This is a genomic window from Dactylosporangium sp. CS-047395 (assembly GCF_050942185.1).
GTDB lineage: Bacteria > Actinomycetota > Actinomycetes > Mycobacteriales > Micromonosporaceae > Dactylosporangium.
The window spans coordinates 3,678,511-3,701,922 of record NZ_CP192015.1 but is presented as its reverse complement, the minus strand read 5'-3'; the positions used below and the strand labels follow the sequence as shown (position 1 = coordinate 3,701,922).

The 23,412-nt window shown below is 72.9% G+C and carries 27 protein-coding genes; 7 read left to right on the top strand and 20 right to left on the bottom strand.

Translation table 11 applies throughout. The annotated features are described in order from the left end of the window. Positions 1–87: 87 nt before the first annotated feature. From ACQP00_RS17400 to ACQP00_RS17385, 4 genes are read right to left on the bottom strand one after another with little or no spacing between them, the layout of a single operon-like run. Complete coding sequence (locus tag ACQP00_RS17400) at positions 88–924, bottom strand: hypothetical protein (protein ID WP_433220234.1); 837 nt, start codon at positions 922–924, stop codon at positions 88–90. Next, positions 921–2,255, bottom strand: coding sequence for a hypothetical protein (locus ACQP00_RS17395; RefSeq protein ID WP_433220232.1), 1,335 nt, complete (start codon positions 2,253–2,255; stop codon positions 921–923). The genes ACQP00_RS17400 and ACQP00_RS17395 overlap by 4 nt, the downstream gene beginning before the upstream one ends. Beyond that, positions 2,252–2,542, bottom strand: a complete 291-nt coding sequence (locus tag ACQP00_RS17390) for a DUF6403 family protein (RefSeq protein WP_433220230.1) — start codon at positions 2,540–2,542, stop codon at positions 2,252–2,254. The genes ACQP00_RS17395 and ACQP00_RS17390 overlap by 4 nt, the downstream gene beginning before the upstream one ends. Positions 2,543–2,591: 49 nt before the next feature. Next, positions 2,592–3,707 (bottom strand): magnesium transporter CorA family protein, encoded by a 1,116-nt coding sequence (locus ACQP00_RS17385; protein WP_433220228.1) that lies wholly within the window; start codon positions 3,705–3,707, stop codon positions 2,592–2,594. A gap of 92 nt (positions 3,708–3,799) precedes the next feature. On the opposite strand from ACQP00_RS17385, the gene ACQP00_RS17380 reads away from it, so the two are divergent. Next, positions 3,800–4,516: a VOC family protein gene (locus tag ACQP00_RS17380; RefSeq protein WP_433220226.1), complete on the top strand. Its 717-nt coding sequence runs from the start codon at positions 3,800–3,802 to the stop codon at positions 4,514–4,516. A 2,066-nt stretch (positions 4,517–6,582) separates the two neighbouring features. Here ACQP00_RS17380 and ACQP00_RS17375 read toward each other — a convergent pair. Continuing rightward, on the bottom strand, positions 6,583–6,948 hold the full coding sequence (locus ACQP00_RS17375) for an STAS domain-containing protein (protein WP_433220224.1): 366 nt from the start codon (positions 6,946–6,948) through the stop codon (positions 6,583–6,585). A 218-nt stretch (positions 6,949–7,166) separates the two neighbouring features. Between ACQP00_RS17375 and ACQP00_RS17370 the strand changes: the two genes are divergently transcribed. From ACQP00_RS17370 to ACQP00_RS17360, 3 genes are read left to right on the top strand one after another with little or no spacing between them, the layout of a single operon-like run. Next, positions 7,167–8,141: an AraC family transcriptional regulator gene (locus ACQP00_RS17370; RefSeq protein WP_433220222.1), complete on the top strand. Its 975-nt coding sequence runs from the start codon at positions 7,167–7,169 to the stop codon at positions 8,139–8,141. 2 nt (positions 8,142–8,143) lie between these two features. Next, complete coding sequence (locus ACQP00_RS17365) at positions 8,144–9,091, top strand: helix-turn-helix transcriptional regulator (protein ID WP_433220220.1); 948 nt, start codon at positions 8,144–8,146, stop codon at positions 9,089–9,091. Then, positions 9,088–9,483: a hypothetical protein gene (locus tag ACQP00_RS17360; RefSeq protein WP_433220218.1), complete on the top strand. Its 396-nt coding sequence runs from the start codon at positions 9,088–9,090 to the stop codon at positions 9,481–9,483. Before ACQP00_RS17365 ends, ACQP00_RS17360 begins: the two co-directional genes overlap by 4 nt. 3 nt (positions 9,484–9,486) lie before the next feature. Here ACQP00_RS17360 and ACQP00_RS17355 read toward each other — a convergent pair whose 3' ends face one another. From ACQP00_RS17355 to ACQP00_RS17325, 7 genes are read right to left on the bottom strand one after another with little or no spacing between them, the layout of a single operon-like run. Next, positions 9,487–11,181 carry an Hsp70 family protein gene (locus ACQP00_RS17355; RefSeq protein ID WP_433220216.1) on the bottom strand — a complete coding sequence of 565 codons (1,695 nt, stop codon included), beginning with the start codon at positions 11,179–11,181 and terminating at the stop codon, positions 9,487–9,489. 14 nt (positions 11,182–11,195) lie between these two features. Further along, complete coding sequence (locus ACQP00_RS17350; RefSeq protein ID WP_433220214.1) at positions 11,196–12,005, bottom strand: hypothetical protein; 810 nt, start codon at positions 12,003–12,005, stop codon at positions 11,196–11,198. 57 nt (positions 12,006–12,062) lie between these two features. Beyond that, complete coding sequence (locus ACQP00_RS17345) at positions 12,063–12,389, bottom strand: hypothetical protein (RefSeq protein WP_433220212.1); 327 nt, start codon at positions 12,387–12,389, stop codon at positions 12,063–12,065. Positions 12,390–12,399: 10 nt separating this feature from the next. Continuing rightward, a complete protein-coding gene (locus ACQP00_RS17340) occupies positions 12,400–12,912 on the bottom strand; it encodes a DUF1360 domain-containing protein (RefSeq protein ID WP_433220210.1) in 513 nt (170 codons plus the stop codon). Between the two features lie 45 nt (positions 12,913–12,957). Further along, a complete protein-coding gene (locus ACQP00_RS17335) occupies positions 12,958–13,353 on the bottom strand; it encodes an MmcQ/YjbR family DNA-binding protein (RefSeq protein ID WP_433220208.1) in 396 nt (131 codons plus the stop codon). Between the two features lie 9 nt (positions 13,354–13,362). Beyond that, the gene (def, locus tag ACQP00_RS17330; RefSeq protein WP_433220206.1) at positions 13,363–13,884 is read right to left on the bottom strand and encodes a peptide deformylase; all 522 of its coding nucleotides are present in this window, start codon (positions 13,882–13,884) and stop codon (positions 13,363–13,365) included. Between the two features lie 10 nt (positions 13,885–13,894). Continuing rightward, positions 13,895–15,391 (bottom strand): long-chain-fatty-acid--CoA ligase, encoded by a 1,497-nt coding sequence (locus ACQP00_RS17325; protein WP_433220204.1) that lies wholly within the window; start codon positions 15,389–15,391, stop codon positions 13,895–13,897. A gap of 75 nt (positions 15,392–15,466) precedes the next feature. On the opposite strand from ACQP00_RS17325, the gene ACQP00_RS17320 reads away from it, so the two are divergent. Together ACQP00_RS17320 and ACQP00_RS17315 are read left to right on the top strand one after the other, a co-directional pair. Next, complete coding sequence (locus tag ACQP00_RS17320; RefSeq protein ID WP_433220202.1) at positions 15,467–16,231, top strand: alpha/beta fold hydrolase; 765 nt, start codon at positions 15,467–15,469, stop codon at positions 16,229–16,231. Between the two features lie 143 nt (positions 16,232–16,374). Beyond that, a complete protein-coding gene (locus ACQP00_RS17315) occupies positions 16,375–16,848 on the top strand; it encodes a hypothetical protein (RefSeq protein ID WP_433220200.1) in 474 nt (157 codons plus the stop codon). Here ACQP00_RS17315 and ACQP00_RS17310 read toward each other — a convergent pair. From ACQP00_RS17310 to ACQP00_RS17300, 3 genes are read right to left on the bottom strand one after another with little or no spacing between them, the layout of a single operon-like run. Next, positions 16,835–17,701: a fructosamine kinase family protein gene (locus tag ACQP00_RS17310; RefSeq protein ID WP_433220199.1), complete on the bottom strand. Its 867-nt coding sequence runs from the start codon at positions 17,699–17,701 to the stop codon at positions 16,835–16,837. The two genes, ACQP00_RS17315 and ACQP00_RS17310, sit on opposite strands and share 14 nt — an antisense overlap. Next, positions 17,698–18,018 carry a 2'-5' RNA ligase family protein gene (locus tag ACQP00_RS17305; RefSeq protein WP_433220197.1) on the bottom strand — a complete coding sequence of 107 codons (321 nt, stop codon included), beginning with the start codon at positions 18,016–18,018 and terminating at the stop codon, positions 17,698–17,700. The genes ACQP00_RS17310 and ACQP00_RS17305 overlap by 4 nt, the downstream gene beginning before the upstream one ends. Then, positions 17,987–18,187 carry a hypothetical protein gene (locus tag ACQP00_RS17300; RefSeq protein ID WP_433220195.1) on the bottom strand — a complete coding sequence of 67 codons (201 nt, stop codon included), beginning with the start codon at positions 18,185–18,187 and terminating at the stop codon, positions 17,987–17,989. Before ACQP00_RS17300 ends, ACQP00_RS17305 begins: the two co-directional genes overlap by 32 nt. A 29-nt stretch (positions 18,188–18,216) precedes the next feature. Between ACQP00_RS17300 and ACQP00_RS17295 the strand changes: the two genes are divergently transcribed. Further along, the gene (locus ACQP00_RS17295; protein ID WP_433220193.1) at positions 18,217–18,498 is read left to right on the top strand and encodes a hypothetical protein; all 282 of its coding nucleotides are present in this window, start codon (positions 18,217–18,219) and stop codon (positions 18,496–18,498) included. Here ACQP00_RS17295 and ACQP00_RS17290 read toward each other — a convergent pair. The 5 genes from ACQP00_RS17290 to ACQP00_RS17270 form a co-directional block, all read right to left on the bottom strand. Continuing rightward, positions 18,464–19,135, bottom strand: coding sequence for a DUF6891 domain-containing protein (locus ACQP00_RS17290; RefSeq protein WP_433220191.1), 672 nt, complete (start codon positions 19,133–19,135; stop codon positions 18,464–18,466). The genes ACQP00_RS17295 and ACQP00_RS17290 overlap by 35 nt on opposite strands. A gap of 220 nt (positions 19,136–19,355) precedes the next feature. Beyond that, the gene (locus tag ACQP00_RS17285; RefSeq protein ID WP_433220189.1) at positions 19,356–20,171 is read right to left on the bottom strand and encodes a carbohydrate ABC transporter permease; all 816 of its coding nucleotides are present in this window, start codon (positions 20,169–20,171) and stop codon (positions 19,356–19,358) included. Beyond that, the gene (locus ACQP00_RS17280; RefSeq protein ID WP_433220187.1) at positions 20,171–21,184 is read right to left on the bottom strand and encodes a carbohydrate ABC transporter permease; all 1,014 of its coding nucleotides are present in this window, start codon (positions 21,182–21,184) and stop codon (positions 20,171–20,173) included. The genes ACQP00_RS17285 and ACQP00_RS17280 overlap by 1 nt, the downstream gene beginning before the upstream one ends. Next, complete coding sequence (locus tag ACQP00_RS17275) at positions 21,184–22,404, bottom strand: extracellular solute-binding protein (protein ID WP_433220185.1); 1,221 nt, start codon at positions 22,402–22,404, stop codon at positions 21,184–21,186. The genes ACQP00_RS17280 and ACQP00_RS17275 overlap by 1 nt, the downstream gene beginning before the upstream one ends. Before the next feature lie 19 nt (positions 22,405–22,423). After that, complete coding sequence (locus ACQP00_RS17270; RefSeq protein WP_433220184.1) at positions 22,424–23,410, bottom strand: LacI family DNA-binding transcriptional regulator; 987 nt, start codon at positions 23,408–23,410, stop codon at positions 22,424–22,426. Positions 23,411–23,412: the final 2 nt, after the last annotated feature.

Genomic DNA, 23,412 nt, shown 5'->3' with positions numbered 1-23,412 from the left:
CATCCGGAACAACTCGCCGTGAGATGGTCCTCACCGGGCCGCGCGATTTCGGGCCCGTTTCGGGCGTGCGTGCTCGGTGTGGCGCTGTTAGCGCGCCAGCCTCGTGCCGAGGCGTTCGGCGCGGCGGGCCAGCCGGCTCCAGTCCTTGTTACCGCGGCGGTCGGCGGCGGCGACGTCCTCGACGAGGCGGGCGTAGTCGGCGGCGACCGAGCGGTCCTTCTGGCTGCGCCCGTCGGAGTCGATGATCTTCTGGGCGACCCCGGCCAGGGTGGCGGACAGGATCGTGCGGCTGTCGGCGACCTTGTCGCGCTCCTCCCGGCGGGCGGCGGTGACCCGTCCCGCGCGGCGGGCGCCGTAGTACACCACCGCCGAGCCGATGAGCACCGCGAGCACGGCCGCGATCGCCGCCAGGTAGCGCGGCAGCGACGGGCTGATGGTGCGCGCGTCGGCCGGTACCATGTCGGCCTTGACGAGTTTGTCGTAGTTGACCGCGACCACCTTGATCGCGTCGAGGGGCCGGTCGGCGAACGGGGCGATGCCGTCGCCGATGGTGGTCTCGGCCACCGCGGCGGCGCCGAAGTGCTCGTCGCCGGCGCCGGGCAGCCGCGAGCAGCCGTACTTGTCGAAGCCGTCCTCCTTGCGGCTCATCGCCAGCACCAGGGTGCCGGCGGCGGCGCGGTCCACGTCGTGGCACGCGTCGCGCAGGTCGGCGCCGGGGCGCAGCAGGATGACGACCAGGCGCCGGTTGCCGATGACCCGTTCGGCCGCGGCGACGTCGAGTCCGGTGCCGGGATCGGCGTACACCGAGTGCGCCCGCACCTGCCGGGCCACCTTGCCGTCCAGGATGCCGCCGCTCCACGCCGCCCAGCCCGCGAAGATCAGGCAGGCCACGACCGCGACGTTGAAGACGCTCGGTTGTTTCATCGCAGCAGCCCCCGCAGGTATTCGGCCGGGCGGTAGCCGGGCACGCCGACCGCCTGCCCGACCCGGTCCAGGTCCTGCTCGGCCTTGTCGAGCTCGAGGTCGAGCGCGAGGTCGGGCGCGTTGCCGGCCAGCAGCTCGCGGACCCCGCCGAGCCGCTTGACGGCCCGGGTCAGATCCGGGTCCGAGCCCTTGCCGGTGAGCCCCGAGACCTCGACCGCGAGGGAGCTCAGCGCGGCGAGCCGGGCGGCCGGGGCGGTGCCGCGCCGGGTCCGCTGCGGGGCCAGGCTCGTCGCCGACAGCACCAGGAAGCCGGCCACGCACAGGCCGAACAGCCACGGCAGCGCCGGAAGCGCCACCCGCAGGGGATCGAAGGGGCGGTACGGCAGCGGGCGGTCGAACACGCCCGAGTACCGCACGTCGGCGACCCAGCCCAGGTACGCGTAGAGGATGTTGTCCTGCGGGTACGCGTACGTGCTGATCCGCTCGTCGAAGCGGGCGTAGAACCCGGCCGCGGCGATGTCGGCGAACTCGGACTCGTGCGGCCCGTGGTACTCGATCCAGTTGCCGAGCATGAGCACGAGCGGCCGGTCGGGGAAGGCGCGGGCCAGGGCCGGGCCGTAGTCGGGGGCGGCGGCGTCGCGGGCCTGGGCCGGCAGCGCGGCGACGAGCGCGTCGTCGGTGCCGAACGCGGCGCGCAGGGCGTCCGGTGTCGGGCTGACGTTGCCGTACCGCCCGGTGGAGCGCAGCGCCGCCACGATCGGGTCGAGCTCGGCCGCGGTCGGCTCGCGCCACTGCCCGTCGGTCGACGGCGCCGGGCCCTCGGTGTCGTCGATGCCGTGCACGAGCGCCACGAGCTGCGCGGTGACGTCGTCGCGGGCGAACTGCGCGCGCCACTCGCCGAGCAGGCTGGAGCTGGCCTGGTACAGCCCGCCGGTCACCTCGGTGCCCATGACCCGGATGTCGGCGTTGTCGACCTCGCGGACCTCCTGCTGCTGGTCCTCGCTGAGCCCGGGCGGGGCGACGATGATCCGCACGTCCCGCCCGCCCGCCGCCGCGCGGACCGCGGCCTCGTCCCACTGCGCGATCGCGCCGGGCAGCCGGACGATCGGGTCGGCCGCCACCCGGGCCCGCATGTCCTCGACCGAGGGCAGCGTGGCGTCGGAGAGCTCGCCGGCCGAGCCCTCGGCGAGCTTGGCGGTGGGCGGCGACTGCCCGTACGTCACGTCGGCGCTCTGCCGCTGCGCGACGAGGAACCCGGTGACGCTCAGCGCGGCGATCGCGAGCAGGACCCAGCGGGCCGGCTGGGCGTACCGGCGGATCCGTTCGATCATGCGTGCTCCCGCCACAGCCGGTCGGCCTCGCGGGCGCACCGGGCCGCCTCGTGGGCCGCCTCGATGCCGCCGCGCCCGGCCGCGATCGACTCGGCCCGGGCGAGCAGTTCGCCGGCGGCCGGCACGTCCCGGTCGGCGGCGTCCCGGCCGACCACGGCGACGTCGATCGCGATCCGGGCGTCGGCCCAGGCCAGCGCGCGGGCGCGGGCGGCGGCCCGGGCCCGCGGAACGTAGGCGGCGGCGAATCCCGCACCGGCGAGGACCGCCGCACCGATCACCCAGAACACGACCTCGATGATCCATGATCACCGCAAGTTCCGCCTCTTGTGGGGCCGCTCACAGCCAGCGGTTCTTGCGCAGGTACCAGTAGAGCAGCGCGCCCAGGCCGAGCATGATCACGCAGCTGGTGACGAAGCCGCCGGTCCGGCCGAAGCCCGGGTACGGGATGTTCTGCCCGTAGAACCCGGTGACCGCGGTCGGCACGGCGATGATCGCGGCCCAGGCGGCCAGCCGCTTGGTGATCTCGTTGAGCTCGGCCGCCTGCTCGTTGAGCTGCGTGTCGGCGATCCGGTCCACGCGGTCGCGGGCGGCGTCGACGGACTCCACGGTGCGCAGGGCGTGGTCGTAGACGTCCTGGTAGTACGGCGTCAGGGTCTCGTCGCGCAGGTGGCTGTCGGCCCGGGAGAGCCGGCTGACCACCTCCTGCATGGGCGCCACGACCCGGCGCAGGGCGGCGAGACTGGCCCCGAGCTCGTAGGCCCGGCGGCGCACGTCGACGTCGGTCTGGGCCTGGAACAGGTGGGTCTGCAGCTCGTCGACGGCGTCGTCCAGTTGTTCCACGGCGTGGTAGTGCCCATCGACGACGACGTCGATCAGGCCGTACACGAGGGCGCTGATCTGGTTTCCGGCATCGACGAGATCGGCGTTCAGGTCCCACCGGGCGATCAGGGTGTCGATGTCGAATTCGTCCTTGCGCACCGTGACCAGCGCCCGGGGCGTGATGAACACCGCGATCTCGCCGGACGTGAGTGTGGTCCCGGTCTCGTCGACGCCGACCGCGTACATGTTGGCGAACAGGTGCGACCGGTAGCGATCCACCTTCGCGCGCTGGTGCGAGGTGATCGCGTCCTCGACCGCCAGCGGGTGCAGCCCGAACTCGTCGACGACGATCTGCAGGTCGGCCTGGTCGGGATCGTACAGGTCGAGCCACACCACGCAGTGCTCGTCCTTGGCCAGCCGGTCCGAGAGCTGCTCGGCCGGAAACCCCTCGTCGAGCAGCTCACCGTCGCGGTACAGCCGGGTGCGCGTCGGACACCGCGGCGGAACCGCTCTGGTCACACTGGGCGCGGACGGCCCCGGCGTCTGCGGGTCCCCGGCCGCCTCACACGGCTCCGCCACGAGCTCGTCGAGCGCCGCCAGGTCCTGCTGCGTGTCGGTGGTGTCACGGGCCATGACCCTCAGGTTTCCCCAACCCGGCGATGGCTAACGGCAACGCTTTTTTGTCGTACCTCGGGGGCATGATGTGGGGCGGAAGGGAGAGGGACATGATCGGCAAGCTGGAGATGGTCGTCCTGGACGCGGCCGACATCACGGGATTGGCGGCGTTCTACCAGGCACTGGCCGGCTGGTCCGAGCTCAGCGCGGAGGACGACTGGATCACGCTGGGCACACCGGACGGCTGGCGGGTCGCGTTCCAGGAGGCGCCGGACCACCGCCCGCCGGACTGGCCGGGACAGTCGCTGCCGCAGCAGGCCCACCTGGACCTGCGGGTGGCGGACCTGGAGGCCCGCACCGAGCAGGCCGTGTCCCTGGGCGCGCGGGTACTGCGGCGCAACGAGGCCTGGCACACGCTGGCCGACCCGGCGGGGCACCCGTTCGACCTGTGCCTGTCCCCGGACACGGCCGGCGTGTCGTTGATGGGCGTGATGCTGGACTGCCCGGACGCGCGGGAGCTGGCCCTGTTCTACTCCGCGGTCCTGGGCAAGCCGCTGACCTACGACGGGGAGGGCGCGTCGATGATCGGGGAGGACGGCGCCCAGCCGATCCTCTTCCAGCAGGTGCCGGAGTACCGCGCCCCTCGCTGGCCGGATCCGTCCCAGCCGCAGCAGTTCCACTTGGACATCGAGGTCGACGACCTGGACGCGGGGGAGGCGGCTGTAGTGGCTTTGGGCGCGGTCAGGCAGGCTAGTGCGGGCCGGTTCTTCCGGGTTTTCCTGGATCCGGCTGGGAAGCCGTTTTGCTTGACGGTGCAGCCTTCTTGACGGTTGGAGCGCTGCTGACTGCTGCGCGGGTGGGTCGCCGCGCGGAGGGGGGTGGGCGGCGCTGAGTGGTGCGTCGGTGGGGCGCCGCGCGGCTGGGCGCGGGCGCCGCTGAACTACGGCTTGCCGCCGCTTCGCCTCGCGGAGGATTCGCCTCGCGGTGGATTCGCCCACCCCCGTTCCGCTCCGTTCCATCCCGCCTCACCGTCGTTCGTTCCGCCTCGCCGTGGTCCGTTCCCCCTCGCCGTCGCTGTGTCTCCCTCGCCGTGGTTCGTGCCGCCTCGCCGTCATCGTTGCCTCTCGCCGTCGCCGTGTCCCGCTCGCCGCGGTCTGTTTCCCCTGGCCGTGGCCATTCCGGCTCGCCGTGCTTCGTTCCGGCTCGCCGTGGCCGTTCCGCCCGCCGTGTCCGTGCTGCCTCGCCGTGGCCGTCGCCGCGCCGCCTGTCGCCGCCCCGCCGCGGCCGCGCCGCCGTCGCCGCGCCGCCATGGCCGCGCCGCGCCGCCATGGCCGCGCCGCCCCGCCATGGCCGCGCCGCCCCGCCATGGCCGCGCCGCCCCGCCATGGCCGCGCCGCCCCGCCGTCGCCGTTGCCTCTCGCCGTCGCCGTGGACGCGCCGCCTCGCCGTGGTTCGTTCCGCCTCGCCGTCGCCGTTCCGCCGCGCCGCTATTTGTTCCGCCTCACGTGGTTCGTTTCGCCTCGCCGTGGCCGCGCGGCCTCATGTGGTTCGTTTCGCCTCGCCGTGGCCGCTCCGCCTCGCCGTGGCCGCGCGGCCTCACGTGGTTCGTTTCGCCTCGCCGTCGCCGTGCCGCCCCGCCGCCGTGCCGCCCCGCCGCCGTGCCGCCCCGCCGACGCCGCGCCGCCGACGCCGCCCCGCCGACGCCGCCCCGCCGACGCCGCCCCGCCGTCGCCGCCCCCTCCGTCGCTGTGGCCGCTTCGCCTCGCCGTGGTTCGTTTCGCCTCGCCGTGAATTCGCCTGGCGGTGGGTCGGCCAAGCCCGCGGTCAGGCCGCTCACGGTGCGCGAGGCCGGGATGCCGGTCGGGACTCCCGATGCCACCGTGCCGACCACGTGGCTGCGCTCGAGTTCAGGGGCGGCGCGGCCACGGCGGCCGCTTCGCCCTTGCCGCCGCTTCGCCTCGCCGTGGATTCGCCTCGCCGTGGCCGTCGCCGCCCCGCCTCGCCGTGGCCGTCGCCGCCCCGCCTCGCCGTGGCCGTCGCCGCCCCGCCTCGCCGTGGCCGTCGCCGCCTCGCCTCGCCGTGGCCGTCGCCGCCTCGCCCCGCCGTGGTCGCCCCGCCCGGCCCCGCCGCCGCCGAGCTGACTCGCCGCGCCGCCGTCGCCGCCGTGGCCCACCGCCTCGCCGTGGCCCCACCGCCTCGCCGCCTGGCCGTGATTCGTTCCGCCTCGCCGTCGCCGTGGGCGCGCCGCCTCACGTAGTTCGTTTCGCCTCGCCGTGGCCGCCCCTCCTCGCCGTGGCCGCGCCGCCTCGCGTGGTTCGTTTCGCCGCGCCGTCGCCGTGCCGCCCCGCCGTGGCCGCGCCGCCGTCGCCGCCCCGCCGTGGCCGTCGCCGCCCCGCCGTCGCCGTGGCCGCGCCGCCCCGCCGTCGCCGTGGCCGCGCCGCCCCGCTGTCGCCGTCGCCGCCCCGCCGTCGCCGTCGCCGCCCCGCCGTCGCCGTCGCCGCCCCGCCGTCGCCGTCGCCGCCCCGCCGTCGCCGTCGCCGCCCCGCCGTCACTGTGGCCGCTTCGCCTCGCCGTGGTTCGTTTCGCCTCGCCGTGGTTTGTTTCGCCTCGCCGTGGATTCGCCTCGCGGTGGGTCGGCCAAGCCTGCGGTCAGGCCGCTCACGGTGCGCGAGGCCGGGATGCCGGTCGGGATGCCCGATGCCACCGTGCCGACCACGTGGCTGCGCTCGGGTTCCGGAGGCCAGATCGCCCGCGCGGGGGTCAGGATCTGGACCGCGACCGTTGTGACGCCCAGGGCGGTGATCGCAGCCAGCAGCAACCCGGTCGACGGGGCGGCCGCGCATTATCGAATACCGGTAATCCGATAATCAGTAATTCAGCCCTGCAGCGAAGGTCAGTGGTCGAGGAGGCCGCGGGCCTGGGTTGGGGTTGGGTCGCACAGGGCGTGGCGGGTCCCGGTGGCGTCCAGGATGCGTGCCGGGAGGCCCCTCGGGTGGCGGACGCGGAAGCCGCGGCCGTACTCGGCGGCCAGGTCGCGGGCGTCCAGCAGGGCGCGCAGGATGGCCGGGTCGATCAGCGTGGCGTGGTCGATGTCCACCTCGACGGAATCGTAATCTCCTTCGATGGCTGTGCGAAGTGCGGCGGCCAGCTGTGGGCGGTTCAGGCGCTCCAGGCGGCCGCCGGCGACGACCAGGACGGTGCGGGACTGCGGGCGGTTGCGCGTGGTGATCCAGCCGGCCTTGTCGTCGCCCGTCGCCATGTCGCCCCCACCTCGTTGTGCGCACCGAAGGGCCTGCCCGCGCGGTGGGCCGCGTGGTCGGCGGCTCGGCGGTGGGATACAGCGTGGCCAAGTTCGCGTGGTGCTCACTACCGGCAGGAGCGAAGGATCGCCGGGTCGCTTAGCTTGGAAACGAAGGTGCGTTTTCCGGACAATAATGTCACTGAGCGGGTAACGTCCCGGTGATCTGGAGGTGGTCCGTGGAGTCGACCGCAGGTCAGCCCGGTCTGTTGGAGATCCGTACGCGTGAGCGTGAGGTCATCGCGGAGGCGCTGAACCACATCGTGACCCATCGTGCTCGCATCACGTTCGACGACGTGCACGACGTGGATCTGTCGATGCGGTCGCGGGAGCACGGTGAGCTGGGTGCGTTGCGGCTGCGGCTGGGCGGGGTGAGCTACTCGGCGGCCTCCGAGCCGGTCGGGTATCTGCTGGCCGGTGTCATCGAGGCGGGGGAAATCGCCGTGCGTGTCCGGGGGCGGGACTTCGCTTTGGGCCCCGACGACGGCATGCTGTTCCCGGTGGGTCACCCCTTCGTCGGCGAGTACGGCCGCTCGGCGCTCGGCGCGGTGAGTCTGCCGCTGCCGTACGTGGCGGAGCTGGCCGAGGCCGAGACCGGTCTGCCCGCCGCCGACCTGCGTTTCGAGGGGACCATGCCGGTGTCGGAGGCGATGCGGCGGTACTGGGCCGGCGCCGCCGGGTACCTGTGCCGCCAGCTCACCACGCCCGGGGTCGAGTTGCCGCCGCTGCTGGCCGAGCATCTGCGGCGGCTCGGGGCGGCGACGTTGCTGAGCGTCTTCCCGAACACCACGATGACCGTGGCGCGGACGCCGAACGACGGGCGGGTCGCGCCGGCGGTGGTGCGCCGGGCGGTCGAGTTCATGGAGGGCAACCCCGAGCGGCCGCTGACCGTGGCCGAGATCGCCACCGCGGCCGGGGTCGGGTCGCGGGGGCTGCAGGTCGCGTTCCGGCGGCATCTGGGGTGCACGCCCATGGAGTACCTCCGCCGGGTCCGTCTGGAACGGGTGCACCGCGAGCTGCGGGCGGCCGGTCCGGGCGACGGGGTGACGGTGCGTGAGACGGCGCGGCGGTGGGGGTTCGCCAACCCGGGGCGCTTCGCCGCGGAGTACCGTGCGCTCTACGGTCAGCCGCCGAGCCGGACGCTGCGGGTGTGAGCATGACGACGCTCTTCGAGACCACCGATGTCGACGCCGCGCACCAGATGCTCGTGTCGACCTACGGCGCGATGCGCTTCACCGTGTCCGGCGAGCGGCGGCACCGGTGCCGGGTTGCGCGGCACGCGGTGGGCCCGCTGGAGCTGCACCACAACACGTTCACGATGCGCTTCCACGTCGACGCCGATCCGATCGGCGTGGTGACCATGGGCCGCGTCATCGGGGGATCCTTCTCGTACCGCAGCCACGCCGGCGAGTCCGACAACGAACCCGGGGACATCTTCCTGCTGTCCCAGCCGGACGTGCCGTACCAGTCGATCAACATCGACGTCGACCTGGAGTTCGCGGTCATCGATCCGCCGCTGCTGGCCCAGGTGGCCGACACCGGCCCGGCGCACTCCGCCCTGCCGTTCCGGTTCACCGGCTTCCACCCGGTCTCGGCGCAGGCGGCCCGGCTCTGGGGCACCACGTACGACTACGTGCGCGACCACGTCGCCGGCACCCAGGCCGCCCGCGAGCCGCTGCTGGCCGGCAACGCGGCGCGGCTGCTGCTGGCCACGGCCCTGGCCACGTTCCCGAGCAACGTCAGCCACGAGCCGACGATCGAGGACCGCCACGACGCCCACCCGGTGACGCTGCGCCGGGCCGTCGCGTTCATCGACGCGAACGCGCACCGGGACATCAGCCCGGGCGACGTGGCGAGCGCCGCGCACGTCACCATCCGCACGCTCCAGCTCGCGTTCCGTCGCCACCTGGACACGACGCCGGGCGCGTACCTGCGGCGGGTCCGGCTTGAGCACGCCCACCGCGACCTGCTCGACGCGGACCCGGCGGCGACGACGGTCGGGGCGGTCGCCTCCCGCTGGGGCTTCGCCAGCCACAGCCGTTTCACCGCGCACTACCACGCCGTGTTCGGGCAGGCCCCGTCCGAGACGCTGCGCCGCCAATGATCGAAGCCGGCACCCGGACCAGCGAGGACGACGATCGCCGGCGGCGGATCCAGGGCCTGGTGACGATCGCGGTCTGGCAGGTCGCCGCGGTCGGGCTGCCGATCGCGCTCGGCGCGGTCCTGTTCGGGAGCAGCTTCTTCGTCAACGTCGAGGATCAGCTGGTCAAGCCCTGCGACGACCCGATGGAATGCGGCGACCTCGTCCCCGGAGCGGATCAGGTGCTCAAGTTCATGGTGCCGTTCGCGCTGGCGAGTGCGGTCGTGGCACTGCCGGTACAACTGCCGCTGTTGAAAAAAATGCATCCGATCGCGGCGGGATCGTTGGCGTCGTTCCTCGCCTGGGGCGTCTGCCTCGCCGGAGTGTGCCTGCTGGGCGCGGTGGCGGGCCGATGATCGTCAGCCGATGCGCTGGGACTCGGTCGACCAGTTGCCCAGGGTGCTGTTCAGGATCAGCTTGCCGGGCCCGCACACGAACGTCGCCGGCTCGAGTTCGATCGTCGAGGGGCCGCCGGCGTTGAACTTCCCGTCGCGCGTGAGGCGCCCGGTGGCCGTCGAGGACAGCACCGACCAGGTGATCTGCCCGTTCTTGACGCCCCAGTGCATGGTGACCTGGCCGCGCTGGACATCGACCCAGGTGGAGCCGAGGTAGTAGCCGGTGTTGGGCTGCGCCTGGTCGTAGTCGACCACCAGCGTGCCGTCGGCGCGGAACTCGTGCACCTGGCCGCCGGCCCCGCGGTACTGCACCGGCGTGCTGTCGATCAGCCCGGTCACCGCATTCGCCGTGGCCCGCCACCGCCCGAGCAGGCACGGCTCGATCTCCGGCGGGTAGCTGGGCGCCGGCGACCCGGACGGCGACGCTGATCCCGCCGGGACCGAGGGCGACGGCGCGGCCGTGGGCGTCGAGGGCTCCCGGGCCAGCGCGGCCGCGGCCACGGCGGCGGCCACCACGAGCCCGGCAATGCCGGCGACCAGCAGCCGGGTGCGCCGCGGGCGGCCCGGCGCGAGCGCGGGCAGCGGCACCGCGGCGGGCCAGTCACCGGAGGTGTCCACCGTGGACACCGCGCGCAGGCTGCCCTCCGCCACGGCGAGCTCCGGCTGGTCCAGGATCAGCGGCTCGACGCCGAAGGCCCGGTGCAGCGCGGCCGACACCGCCGGCATCCGGCTCGCCCCGCCGACGAGCAGGATCGTGCTCGGCGCCGCGCCGGCCTCGCGCAGCACCGCCCGGGTCGTGTCGACCGAGCGGGCCAGGACGGGCCCGGCGAGCGAGTCGAGTTCCTCCCGCCCCAGTGGTACGTCCACATCGACCCCCGGCACGTGCACGATCGTCCGCGCGGTGCGGGTCAGCGCCTCCTTGCCGCCGCGCACGTTGTCCCACAGTTGTGCCCGCGCGCGCCGGTCGGCCACCGACTCCGGGGCGTCCAGCCGGGCCCAGCCGTCCGGGTCCGGCACGGCGGCGCGCAGATGGGCCACGATCGCGGCGTCGATGTCGAGCCCGCCCGAGTCCGGTCGCCCCTGCGTCGCCAGGACGGTGAACGTGTCCCCGGTGCGGCGCACGGCGGTCGCGTCGAAGGTGCCGGCCCCGAAGTCGTACACCACGGTCGTACCGCCGTCCGCCAGCCGGTCCGCCGCGACGCCGGTGAGGTGGTACGCGGCGGCGACCGGTTCGGGCACGAGCAGTACACCTATGGGAGCCAGCGCCTGCCGGAGCACGGCCCGCCGCTCGCTCCCCCACGCGGCCGGATGCGTGACGACGACCTCGGCGGGCGGCTCGCCGGCGGCGCGGGTGGCCTCGTCGACGACCCGGCCCAGGACCGCCCCGAACAGCTCCGCGACCGGGAACTCGGCGTCGCCGAGCAGGACGGTGCCGTCGTCGACGCACCGTTTCGGGTACCGCTCGACCGAGCCCGGCGCCGCCACCGCCACGTGCAGCGCGTCCCGCCCGACCACGAGCCGCCCGGTGGCGTCGACGCCGACGGCCGAGGGCAGCAGGGGCGAGCCGTCGAAGAGCAGCGGCCGCGGCTCCCGGCCGGGCAGGGCGAGCACGGCGACGGTGCTGGAGGTCCCGAAGTCGATGCCGAGCCGGATCGCCACGCGTCGAAGTCTACTTACTCATAGATCGCCAGTGTCCACGTGCAGTCGTCCCCGGTGACGACGGTGAGGGTGCGCGCGCCGGCGCTGCCGCCCTGTTCGAACACGCCGCTGTCGTCGCTGCCGTGCTCGTCCACGATGTGCCGCCCGCCGAGCTTGTCGTCGGCGACCGCGAAGCTGCCGGCGGACGGGCACCGGTACCCCCACGCCAGCTGCCACGGCGTCTTGAGCGCCGGCGTGTCGAGGTTGTCGTTGCCGTGCCCGTCCTGGCGCCACACCGGCGTCCGCGCGTCCGCCCCGCCGCCCTCGCCCTGGGTGACGAAGTCGAGCTGGAACTTGCAGTGGCCCTCGCTGAGCACCTCGACCGGGTAGTGGTTCGTCCCCTCCGGCCCGGTGCCCCAGATGTGGATCAGGCCCTCGCCGGTCGGGGTGGTGGCCTCGACCGGGTTGCGGTCCATCTCGTCGTGCCCGTCGAGGTAGCCGTTGCTGCCGCCGGTGCCGACCTCGATGCGGAACACGACGTTGTTGAACACGTCGGTCTTCTGGCAGTCCCAGTACTTGAACTTCACCGCGTTGCCGGCGTTGCCCGGCTGGTAGTCCGGCGAGTTGTCGGACCACTCGAAGTTGCCGTACGGGTTGGGCTCGGTGACCGTCACGGTCTTGAGCGTCTTCGTGCCGAGCGAGGCGGCCGTCGTCGTGGGCGGCGGCCCGGCCGGCACGGTGGTCGGCGGGACGCTCTCCCGGGACGGCGCGGCCGGCTCACCGCCCCCGCAGGCGCTCAGAAACAGGACCGCGACCAGGACCGGGAGTCGATGAGCAGCACGCACGCCAAGATATTTGCATCCCGGCAAACGGAATGCATCCGCCGACCGGTCAGTGGTGGGCTAGCCCGCGACCTGGAGCGGGTGCACCGCCAGGTGGGTGCGCACCGGCGCCGCCCCGCCCGCCCACATGGTGGCCATCCGCTGCCAGATCTCCCCGACCGCGGGGTGCTCGTGCGCGTGCGCGGCGGCCTGCTCGCTCGCCCACTCGAAGATCTCCACGACCGGCACGCCGCCGTCGATGTCGGGCGAGCCCGCGAAGTACTGCGGCGGCCGGTTCGTCACCAGCTCCAGCTCGCGCAGGACGGGCCAGTGCCGGCCCAGCAGCTCCTGGAACTCGCCGTACGCATCGACGCGCACACGGTACGTGCTGATGATGGTCAGGTCCATGCCCCGCAGCCTAGTCGGCGGACGCCTGCTTCTTGGCCGCATCGTAGGCGAGGTGCAGGAAGTCGGACCCGGCCAGCGCGGCCGCCACGCCCATCCCGAAGCGGGTGAGCCGCGGCGCGAAGACCATCCCGGCCGCCAGCCCGCCCGCGACCCACACGCCGGTGCAGAACGGGCAGGTCAGCAGCTCCCCCACGGCGTGCCGCGCCCCGTGCCCACGGGGGCTCTCGTTGAGTTCGGACTCCCCCGCCGCCGCCTCGAACTGGGTGAACGGTGCCCGCAACGGGCTGGTGACCGCGTCCTTGGTGATCAGCCGCGAGATCTTGTGCGTGGCCAGCGCCATCAGCGCCACGTCCCCGGCCGCGGGGCGGGTGGGCAGCTCGCGCCCCATGAGCCGGGCCACCCCGGCCACGACCCCGGCGGCGCCGGCGAACGCGCCGAGCACGGTGGCGTACCCCCGCAGCGGCCGCTCGTCGGGTGCCTTGCGCGCATATGCCCGAGCCGTGCGCGAATCGATGTCCACCATGCACTGCCGCTACCCGGTGACCGGCCGGGGGAAACAGTTCGCGCGTCAGCGTCCGGCGAGATAGGCGTCGGCGAGGGGGCGCGGGGCGCGGGCCAGCCAGCCGTCCACAAGGGACTCCCGCAGGGCCTCCAGGTGTACTGCCGGCAGGGCGACGAGCACCGCGGCGTACCCGTCGAAATGGGGGATCGTGAAGAAGCCCGGGCGGTGCTCGGCCAGCACCGCCTCCTTCTCGCCGAGGTCGGCGCAGGTAATGGCCACGATCGGGCCCTCCGGCGGCGGGGTGTCGCCGAAGCGCTTGAGGTCCGCCTTACTGAACGGTCGTTCCCAGGCGAACGACTTGCCGCCGACCGTCCAGACCCGCGTGCCGCCGCGCTTGGCGAGGGACTCGACGGACTCGGGCAGGGCGAGCGCGATCGCCGCCACGTCGTCCAGGGTGACCATGGCCCGACGTTACCCGACGTCACCCAAGCCGGCCTCGTCGAGGATTTTCCGGCGGCGGCGGGATGACAGCAGGTCGACGTACACGACGCCGTCGAGGTGGTCGAGCTCGTGCTGCAGGCAGCGGGCGAAGTAGCCGGTGCCCCGCACGGTGAGCGGGTTGCCCTCGACGTCGAAGCCGGTGACCGTGGCCGTGGCGGAGCGGCGGAACTCGGTGTGCGGGCCGGGGACGGACAGGCAGCCCTCGGTGTCCTTGGTCGTCGCCGGGCGGCGGCCGGGCACCTTGAGCACCGGGTTCACGATGTGCCCGGTGTGCTGCTCGCCCTCGGCGTCCGGGCAGTCGTACACGAACACCCGCAGCGGCACGCCGATCTGGTTCGCGGCGAGTCCGACCCCGTCGGCCGCCCGCATCGAGGCGGTCATGTCGTCGACCAGCTTCGCCAGCTCGCGGTCGAACGTGGTCACCTCGGCGCACGGTGCGTGCAGCACCGGCTCCCCGTACAGCACGATCGCCCGCGCCCTGCCCTTACCCATTCGGCACAAGTTACACGGCGAAGCGCCGCCGCAGCTCGCGCTTGAGCACCTTGTGGCTCGGGCCGAGGGGCAGCGCATCGACGAAGCGGACCTGCCGCGGATACTTGTGGCGGCCCAGACGGTCCCGGGACCAGTCCATGAGTTCCTGTTCCGTCAGCGGTACCTCCTGATCCCGCACCACCACCGCACAGATCTCCTCGCCGTGCACGTCGTCCGGCACCCCGATCACCGCCACCTGCACGACACCGGGGTGACGGGCGAGCGCCTCCTCGACCTCCCGCGGGTACACGTTGAAGCCACCCCGGATGACGAGGTCCTTCTTGCGGTCGACGATCGTCACGAAGCCGTCCTCGGTCTTCGTGCCCAGGTCGCCGGAGCGGAACCAGCCGTCCACCACGGCCTGCCCGGTGTCGGCCGGCCGGTTGAGATAGCCGGCGAAGACGTTGTGCCCGCGGATCACGATCTCGCCCAGCTCACCCGGGGGCAGCAGCTCGATCCGCTCCTCGATCTCGGGCCGCGCGACCTCCACCTCGACGCCCCAGACGGCATGCCCGACGGTACCGGCGCGGGTCCCGAAATGCGGCTGGTTGGTGGTGGCGGTGGGCGAGGTCTCGGACAGGCCGTACCCCTCGAAAATGCTCGTGGCGAAGGCGGCGTTGAACTTCTCCAGCACCGGCAGCGGCAGCGCGGCCCCGCCCGAGATGCACAGGCGCAACTGCGGCAGATCGGAGCGCCCGGCCGCGGCGGCGAGCAGCGCGACGTACATCGTCGGCACCCCGTGGAAGACGGTGACTTTCTCGCGCACCATGAGGTCCAGCGCGGCCTCGCCGGTGAACCGGGCCAGCATCACAAGCGTCGCGCCCAGCCGGAACGCCCCGTTCATGCCGACCGTCTGCCCGAAGGTGTGGAACAGCGGCAGGCAGCCCAGCACCACGTCCGACGAGCGCGCGTCGTTCGCGTCGAACACGTTGACCATCGTGTTCATGACCAGGTTGAGGTGGGTCAGCACCGCGCCTTTCGGTTCCCCGGTTGTACCGCTTGTGTACAGCACGACCGCGGGGTCCTCCGGTGCGCACGAGGCGTACGAGCGCACCGGCTCCGCGCCCAGCAGTTCGCCGGGCGCGACGACCGGAATGCCGGCGATCTCGGCCGCCGCCGCCCCCATCGCCGCCTGGCTCGGGTGGCACACCAGCAGCCGGGCCCCGCTGTCCTTGAGCGTGTAGGCCGCCTCGTCAGCGGTCAGCAGCAGGTGTACGGGTACCACGACGGCACCCAGGGCGAGCACCCCGAAGTACACCCGCGGAAAATCCACCACATTGGGAATCTGCAGCGCGACCCGATCGCCGGGCGCCACCCCGAGCTCCCGAAGGGCGGCCGCGCAGGACCGCGCCTGCCGCCAGAGATCGTCATAGCTCACCCGCTGCTCCCCGTCGACCACGGCGATCTTCTGCGGGTACCGGCGGGCCGACTCGGCCAACACCGCGGCGAGGGACAAGGTCGCGCTCATGCGCTCTAAACTAACGCTGGAAGTTTTTCCCCGCCAGCTTCAATTTGCATCGCGACTGCACTAACCTCCACCGGCATGGAGCGGTTCCGCACCTCCGACGGGATCAGCATCGCCTTCCACCGCTGGGGCGCCGCCACCGCCGGCCTCCCGCCGGTCGTGCTGCACCACGGCTTCATCGTCGACGCCCTGACCAACTTCCAGTCCCCGGGCGTGGTGGCCGCCCTGCTCGCCGCCGGCCGCGAGGTCATCGCCCCGGACGCCCGCGGCCACGGCGCCTCGGGCAAACCGCACGACACCGCGGCGTACGGCGAGCAGCGCATGGCCCGCGACCTCACCCAGCTCCTCGACCACCTCCGCATCCGCGAACTGGACCTGGTCGGCTACTCGATGGGCGGCGTGGTCGCGGCCATCTTCGCCGCCCAGGACCGCCGCGTCCGCCGCCTGGTCCTGTCGGGCGTCGGGGCCGGCCTGGCCGAACTGGGCGGCCTGGACACCCGCGCCCTGCCCCCGCCGGAGGTGGCCGCGGTCCTGCTCACCGAGTCCCGCACCGCCATCGAATCCTCACCGGCGGCGGGCTTCCGCCAGCTCGCCGACGCGCTGGGCGCCGACCGCCTGGCCCTGACGGCACAGGTGCACGCGGCGAACCGTACGCCGATCGCCCTGCACGCCATCACCGCCCCGACCCTCGTCCTGGTCGGCGCGGACGACCCCCTGGCCGTCCGGCCGCAGGACCTGGCGGCGGCGATCCCGGGGGCACGGTGGCGGGTGGTGAGCGGCGACCACCTGACGACCTTGCGCTCCCCGGCCTACATGCCGGCGCTGCTGGACTTCCTGTCGTAGGGCCGTGCCCTTCCACGCCGCGGCCCGATCCGCGGACGACCTGGCGCTGCGGGCCAGGCGTTGACCGTTCGGACGCCGGCACGGACGCTGTCCATGGCGCCGATGATTGGTCGTCAGTTCGGCAAACGCGGTGGAGGGTCGGTATGTCGTCGGTGTTGTGGCCCGCGCTCATCTCCAGCGCGTCCGCCCTGGTCGGCGTGGCCATGGGCGGCCTCCTGACCGCCCGCGTGCAGCGCCGCCAGTGGGCGCGCGGACAGCAGATCGAGGCCTGCATCGCCGTCGTCGTCGAGTCGACGCGGGTGCACCTCGCCCTGCGGGGTCAGTGGAAGGACGCGGGCCGGGTCGACTGGGTGGCCTGGAACGAGGCCCTCGCGCGGATCAGCCTGGTCGCCGAGCCGGCCGTCGTCGAGGCGGCGGGTGACGTGGACGCCGCGTTCTGGGAGTGCAGCGACCGCATCGATCGGGCCGAGATGGCGGACGAGACGGCATGGCTGGCGGCGGCGGAGCGGATGGAGGCCGCCCGGCTCGCCTTCACGAACGTCGCCAAGCGCCACGTGCTGGGCGCGACGCAGCGGCTCGAGCGGCTGCCGATTCGGCGGCCGATCAGCGTGACCTGAACGGCACCAGGGTGGCGCGGACCAGGTCGGCGGTGCCCCACAGGTCGTCGTACTGGGCCAGCACGGCCAGATGCTGCCGCAGCTGGATGATCGGCATCCGCTCCGCCCAGCCCGCGTCGAGCCCGGTCAGCTCCGCATAGACCCCGAAACACCGCGCCGCCTCCGGGGGCGGGGCCGTGGTCCAGACGTGGGCCAGATCGACCTCCGCCCACATGTACGACACGGCCGGATCGATCAGCGCCGGCGCCCCGTCCGCCGTGGCCAGCACGTTCTGCGCCCACAGATCCCCATGCGTCAGGCACGCGGGCCGGGCCGGCAGCAGCGACGGCAGCCGGTCGCACAGCCGCTCCACCGCCACCCGGTCGGCGGTGGACAGGGCGGCCTCGACCCGCGGCTCGGCAAGCCAGCGCAGCAGCCGGTGCTCGGCGAAGAACGCGAACCCGTCAACGTTCCAGGCGTTGTGCTGCCGGCGCCGACCCAGCCAGTTGTCGCGGTGCCAGCCGAACCGCGGATGCACCGTCGACGTGTGCAGCCGCGCCAGCATGTGGGCGAAGCGCTCCCAGAACGACTCGCTCGCCGGGCGCGGTGACAGCGGCGACAGCACCAGCACGTCGGCGGCGGCCAGCAGCACCGCCGGGGTGGTCACGCCGCCGAGGTCGTGCAGGGCGGTCAGGCCCTCGGCCTCCGTGGCGAAGACGCCGGGGAGGTCGTCGAGCGCCTTGACGAAGACCGTCGAACCGTCGCCGCGGGTCGCGAGGGCCGCCTGCGCCGCCAGGCCGCCCGACACCGGCTCCACCGCGACGACGTCGTCCAGCCCCGCCCGGTGCAGGCGGTCCAGCAGGGGCGAGGTCATCGCGCCAGCATAGGCAGGTCCAGTTCGCGCGTGCGCGTCCCGTCCTCGTCGCGGCGGTACACGGTGAGCGCACGCGCCATCCCGGCGACCGGCAGGATCAGCTCACCCGCCGCCGCGAGGCCGCCAGCCCGGCCGATCGTCATGTGCGGCACGAACCGCGCCGGGCGGTGCATCCCGGGCAGTCCGAGCCCGTACACCGCCTCGTGCAGCCGCCGCACCTGGTCGTGTCCCGCGCCGAGGAGCAGGAACAGGTACTCGTCCTCCCACACCGCCGGTTCGGTCAGCTCAACCCGGAATGGCGCGCACGCGGCGAGCACCGGCCGCAGCGCGCCGGCGAGCGGAGCGAGCCGTCCCGGGCCAGGCGAATGGGAACGCGATCGTGATGTGCGCCGGCACCGCGGCCGCCAGCGGATCCCAGCGGCCGCGAAACTGTTCGATGCCCGCGATGTCCAGGTCGGGAAAGATCGCCAGGACGCGGGTGGCCATGTCAGGCGGGGCGCTCGACCACGGTCGTCATGGCGGGCACCATACGGGATCGGCACGAGCAGTACTGTCCCGTGCGTGGAGGAACGCGACTACCTCTCCGGCACCATCGCGCGGCTGCGGCCGCACCTCACCCCGAGGCCCACATCCTGACCGGGCTGGGCCGCCGCGACGAGGCGGTCGCCGTGCTGCGGGCGCACGTGACCGCGCCCTACGTCGCGCCCGTCCTGGCCGAGCTGCTCCTCGAGGCGGGAGCGGTCGACGACGCGCTGGCGGTGCTCAGCCGACCGTCGCGTACCACTGGGCGCCGGTGAGCAGGATGCGCGTGGACTGGCGGCGGTTCCACCGGACGGCCATGCCGTGCTCGCGCAGGACCGGGAACACCAGCCCGTCGAGGAGCTGTTCCAGATCGCGCTGGTACTGCGCCTCGCGCTCGGCGTCCGTCAGCCGCTCGTAGGCGGCCTCGTCGAAGTCCTCCGGCGGGAACACGCCGTAGCCGAGGTAGACCGCGCCGTCGGTGCTGGCGGCCAGGGACTCGGTGTCCTGCTGGTGGTACCAGACGTAGCCGAGCCAGTGCCGGGATTCGTCGCGCTCGTCGAGGATCTCGGCCGAGGCGCAGGTGCCGCAGCAGCTGAAGTTCTCGCGGGCGATCACCCCGCGGGCGTTGAGTTCGGCGAAGGCGCGGTTCAGGTTGCTCCGCACGGGGCCCCAGGCGCGCTGCTGGTCGCGGCGGGCGTCGAGGGCCCGCTCGTAGGCCGCGGAGACCTCCTCGCCGGTCAGGCCGTGGCGCTCGTCCTCGTCCAGGTACTCCACGAACTCGGCCGGGTCGTCGTAGCCGCGCACGATCCAGTCCCAGATCTCGCGCTCGAGGTCCGAACGCGCGGGTTCGGCGATGCGCTCCGGCACGAACCGCGCACCGGCGGGCCGATCGTTGTAGGTCCATTCGCTCACGACCGCGATCATGCCACGCCCGCACCAACTGACCTCGCTCGTCGAGATCCTGGAGGGGTTCCGCGATCGGGCCCGGCGGACCTGCTCCGCTGGACCGCCGCGCTCTCGTTCACGGTGGTGGTGGACGGGATCGTGCTGTGGCTGGAGGAGGGGACGCCGGACCGCGACGGGGAGGCCGCGGCCCGGCTGTGCGCCATCACGGCCGCACTGTCCACCTGGGTCAGCCCTTGACGCCCGAGGCGGCGACGCCCCGCACGAAGAAGCGCTGGAACACGATGAACACGATGGCCACCGGGATGATGGTGAGGATGGAGCCGGCCATCATCACCGGATAGTCGAAGCTCTGGCCGCCGGCCCCGCCGCGGCCCAAGGTGGACAGTCCGAACGGGAGTGTCCACAGTGACGGGCTGGCCCGGACCACGATGAGCGGCAGCAGGAACTCGTTCCACACGCCTTGGAACGACAGGATCGTCAGGGTCAGCAGCGCCGGGCGTGCGAGGGGCAGCACGATGTGCCAGTACGCGCCGAAGATGGAGGCGCCGTCGATCCGGGCCGCCTCCTCCAGTTCCCGCGGCAGGTCCATGAAGAACTGCCGCATCAGGAAGATGCCCATCGCGTCCACGGCCAGCGGCAGGATCAGCCCGGTGTACGAGTTGAGCAGCGTCAGCTCCTTGAGCACCAGGAACCGGGGCACCGTGAGCACGATCGGGGGCACCGCGAGGACCGACACGACGCCCGCGAAGATGATCGCGCGGCCGCGCCACTCGAGGCGGGCGAGGGCGTAGCCGGCCAGGGAGTCCAGGAACACCCGCAGCAGCGTGGCCACCACGGTCACCACGATCGAGTTGAACGTCCACAGGGGAAAGTCGCTGTGCAGCAGGACGTCGTTCCAGGCGCGGAAGTCCCAGGTGAGCGGCCACGGGGTCACCGGGTGGGCGGCGACCTCGGGCCGCGACTTGAACGACGTGGCCAGCGAGAGCACGAACGGATAGATGAAGATGATCGCGAAGAGCGTGAGCAGAGCCCGGCGTACCATCACCGCTCCTTGCGCAGGACCAGCCGCTGCAGGCCGGTGAAGACGAGAATGATGACGAACACGATGAAGGCGATCGCGGCCGCGCGGCCCATGGCGGAGTTCTGGAAGCCCTCGCGGTACACCAGATACGCCGGGGTCAGGGTGGTCTTCTGCGGGCCGCCGGAGGTCATCGCGTACACCTGGTCGAACACCTGCCAGGTGCCGATGAGGCCCAGGGTGATGACGAGGAACAGGGTCGGCTTGAGCATCGGCAGGGTCACCCGCCAGAACAGCTGGCGCCGGGTCGCCCCGTCGACCTGGGCCGCCTCCTCGATCTCGACCGGGATGTTCTGCAGCCCGGCGAGGAACATGAGCATGAAGGTGCCGGTGGTGGTCCAGGTGGCCAGGATCATGATGGAGCTCAGCGCCACGCTCGGCCCGGACAGCCAGTCCCACCACGACAGGTCGAGGAACTCGTGCCGCAGCGGGCCCGGCGGGGAGTCGACCCCGACGGTGCGCAGCAGCAAATGGATGAGCCCGTCGGAGTTGTCCAGCCAGACCAGCCCGACCTTGCCGGGCAGCAGCGCCGACAGCACCGTGTTGACCACGCCGCTGGGGCTGAACAGGAAGACGAAGATGAACGCCACGGCGATCGAGCTGGTGACCGACGGGAAGTAGAACGCGGCCCGGAAGAAGGTGCGCCCGCGCAGCAGCTTGGCGTTGACGACGATCGCCAGGACCAGCGCCAGGAAGGTCTGGGCGGGCACGACGCCGAGCACGTAGTACACATTGTTCCGGAGGCTCTTGGCGAAGTCGCCGCGCACCACACCGGTGTGGGTCAGCAGGTCCTGGTAGTTGTCCCCGCCGGCGGGGGTCGACGCGGACAGCGGGGCCAGGCCGCTCCAGTCGCGGAAGCTCACCCACAGCGCCAGCAGGATCGGCGCCACCATGAACACGCCGAGCAGGACGAGCGCGGGCGACACGAACAGCCAACCGGCCAGTCCCTGCCGCCCGCGAATGCCGTTCCGGCTCATTAGCCGAGCACCGATCCGCCGGCCTTCTGCGTGCTCGTCACCACGTCGTCGACGGACTTGTTGCCCTTCGCCAGGCCCTGGATGCCGTCGTTGAACGTGTCGATGACGGTGCTGAAGCCGGGCACGAACACCGACTTCTTGGCGTAGTCGGCGCCGGAGACGAACGCCTTGAGCTCCGGCTTGTCGGCCAGCCACTTGTCCGCGAGGGACTTGCGCGACGGCATCACCGGGAACTCCTTGGTGATGGTGAGCTGCTCGTCGGGCGAGGTGAGGAACTTGACCAGGTCGATCGCGGCCGCCTTGCTCTTGGACGCCTTGGCCACGCCGTAGCAGACCGAGAACGACATGGTGCCCTTGCCGGACGGGCCCGCGGGCAGCTCGGCGACGGCGTACTTGGTGTTCGGGAAGTCGTTCTTCATCGCCCCGACGATCCAGTTGCCCTCGATGGTCATCGAGGTCAGGCCCTTGCCGAACGCCTCGCCGCCCCAGCCGGCGCCGACCGCGGCGGGCGTGCCGAACGAGCCGGCCTTGTGGTTGTCGGTGAGGTACTGCAGCGCCGTCTTCATCTGCGGCGTGTCCATCGTCATCTTGCTGATGTCGTCGTTGGTCGGCCACGCGCCGGCCTGGGCGAAGAACGCGCCCCAGCGGTAGAACTCGGGTGCCAGTACCAGACCGGGATGACCGGGCTTGGTCAGCGCCTTCGCGGTGGTGGCGAGCTCGTCCCAGGTGGTGGGCGGCTTGAGCCCGGCGGCCTGGAAGTCGGCGGTGTTGTAGACCAGCTGCAGGGTGGAGAAGTCCTTGGGCGCGCAGTAGTAGGTGCCCTGGTAGGTGAACGACTGCTTCAGGGCGTCGTAGAAGTCGCCCGGGTTGTCGGTCTGGTCGCCGATCGCCTCCAGGGCGCCGCTCTTGCCCAGGTCCGGCAGCTTGTTGTCGTTGACGTAGAAGACGTCCGGCGGCTGGCCGCCCGCGAGCGCGGTGGTCAGCGCGGTGTCGTACTCGGGCAGCACCTTCAGGTCGACGGTGTTCTTGCCCTGTTTGTTGTAGTCGTCGATGGCCTTGCGCAGCACGGCGTCCTCGGCCGGGGAGGACGAGAAGGCGAACATGGTGAGCTTGGCGCCGGACGCGGCGCCCTGTTCGCCGCTGCCGTCGTCACCGCAGGCGGCGGTGGCCGAGAGCGTGCCGGCGAGCAGCAGGGCAAGTGCGGGTCTCAACATTCGCATCGGTTGCTCCTTGGGGGTGTCAGGGCGAGACGCTGGACCCCCGGACGATCAGCTCGGGGGGCAGCAGGCGGGCGGGCGTCGGGCCGTCCGCGGGCGGGGGGTTGAGCAGGGCGGCGATCATCGCGTGCCCGGCGGCCTCGATGGGCTGCCGGACGCTGGACAGGTCGAGGGCGGCGGCGGTGGGGCTGTCGTCGAAGCCGACGACGGCGAGCCGGGCCCCGCGGGCGCGGACGGTGCGCAGGATGCCGGCGGCGAGGGTGTCGGTGGCCGCGACGACGGCGGTCGGCGGGTCGGGGTCGTCGAGCAGCCGCGCACCGAGGGCGGCCCCGGTGGCCAGCGAGTCCTCGCCGCGCAGATCCGGCCCGAGGGGCAGGCCGAGCGCGGCACAAGCCTCGCGCCAGCCGTCGGCGCGCCGATCGGAAACCGCGAAGCCGCGGGGGTACCCCACGAAGGCGATCCGCCGATGCCCGCTCTCGGCGAGGTGCCTGGTCGCGGCGGTGGTGCCGGCCGAGTTGTCGACGTCGATCCAGGGATGGCCGTCGTCGTCGCCGGTGCGCCCGAACGCCGCGAACGGCACTCCGTGCGCCCGCAAGGCCGGCGGTCGCGGGTCGCCCGGGGACAGCCCGTAGAGCACGAGCGCGTCGATGGCGCCGGCCTTGTAGAGCGCGACGGCCCCGGTGACCTCGCCCTCGGCGTCGTCGGCGGTGTAGAGCAGCAGGTGGTGGTCCTCGGCGCGGCCGGCGTCGGCGAGGGCGTGCAGGAAGCGGTCGTGGATGCTGCCGAGCGCGTGCGGATGGACCGGCTCGAGGCGGTACCCGATCATCCGCGACGACGAGGCGCGCAGGCCCTGGGCGAGGCGGTTGGGGCGGTACCCGAGCTGGGCGATGGCCGCCTCGACCCGTGCGCGCGTCTCCGGCCGGACCCGCTCGGGCGCGTTGAGCACGTTGGACACGGTCTGCCGGGAGACCCCGGCCACCCTGGCCACGTCCTCGACGGTGGGCTGCACAA

Coding starts and splice junctions, on each gene's coding strand:
- ACQP00_RS17325 (WP_433220204.1), bottom strand. CDS start 15,391: ATGAGCGCGACCTTGTCCCTCGCCGCGGTGTTGGCCGAGTCGGCCCGC.
- ACQP00_RS17315 (WP_433220200.1), top strand. CDS start 16,375: ATGTCGTCGGTGTTGTGGCCCGCGCTCATCTCCAGCGCGTCCGCCCTG.
- ACQP00_RS17335 (WP_433220208.1), bottom strand. CDS start 13,353: ATGGTCACCCTGGACGACGTGGCGGCGATCGCGCTCGCCCTGCCCGAG.
- ACQP00_RS17295 (WP_433220193.1), top strand. CDS start 18,217: ATGGCGGGCACCATACGGGATCGGCACGAGCAGTACTGTCCCGTGCGT.
- ACQP00_RS17280 (WP_433220187.1), bottom strand. CDS start 21,184: ATGAGCCGGAACGGCATTCGCGGGCGGCAGGGACTGGCCGGTTGGCTG.
- ACQP00_RS17365 (WP_433220220.1), top strand. CDS start 8,144: ATGACGACGCTCTTCGAGACCACCGATGTCGACGCCGCGCACCAGATG.
- ACQP00_RS17385 (WP_433220228.1), bottom strand. CDS start 3,707: ATGGCCCGTGACACCACCGACACGCAGCAGGACCTGGCGGCGCTCGAC.
- ACQP00_RS17300 (WP_433220195.1), bottom strand. CDS start 18,187: ATGGCCACCCGCGTCCTGGCGATCTTTCCCGACCTGGACATCGCGGGC.
- ACQP00_RS17360 (WP_433220218.1), top strand. CDS start 9,088: ATGATCGAAGCCGGCACCCGGACCAGCGAGGACGACGATCGCCGGCGG.
- ACQP00_RS17285 (WP_433220189.1), bottom strand. CDS start 20,171: ATGGTACGCCGGGCTCTGCTCACGCTCTTCGCGATCATCTTCATCTAT.
- ACQP00_RS17275 (WP_433220185.1), bottom strand. CDS start 22,404: ATGCGAATGTTGAGACCCGCACTTGCCCTGCTGCTCGCCGGCACGCTC.
- ACQP00_RS17400 (WP_433220234.1), bottom strand. CDS start 924: ATGAAACAACCGAGCGTCTTCAACGTCGCGGTCGTGGCCTGCCTGATC.
- ACQP00_RS17345 (WP_433220212.1), bottom strand. CDS start 12,389: ATGGACCTGACCATCATCAGCACGTACCGTGTGCGCGTCGATGCGTAC.
- ACQP00_RS17380 (WP_433220226.1), top strand. CDS start 3,800: ATGATCGGCAAGCTGGAGATGGTCGTCCTGGACGCGGCCGACATCACG.
- ACQP00_RS17320 (WP_433220202.1), top strand. CDS start 15,467: ATGGAGCGGTTCCGCACCTCCGACGGGATCAGCATCGCCTTCCACCGC.
- ACQP00_RS17340 (WP_433220210.1), bottom strand. CDS start 12,912: ATGGTGGACATCGATTCGCGCACGGCTCGGGCATATGCGCGCAAGGCA.
- ACQP00_RS17310 (WP_433220199.1), bottom strand. CDS start 17,701: ATGACCTCGCCCCTGCTGGACCGCCTGCACCGGGCGGGGCTGGACGAC.
- ACQP00_RS17375 (WP_433220224.1), bottom strand. CDS start 6,948: ATGGCGACGGGCGACGACAAGGCCGGCTGGATCACCACGCGCAACCGC.
- def (WP_433220206.1), bottom strand. CDS start 13,884: ATGGGTAAGGGCAGGGCGCGGGCGATCGTGCTGTACGGGGAGCCGGTG.
- ACQP00_RS17395 (WP_433220232.1), bottom strand. CDS start 2,255: ATGATCGAACGGATCCGCCGGTACGCCCAGCCGGCCCGCTGGGTCCTG.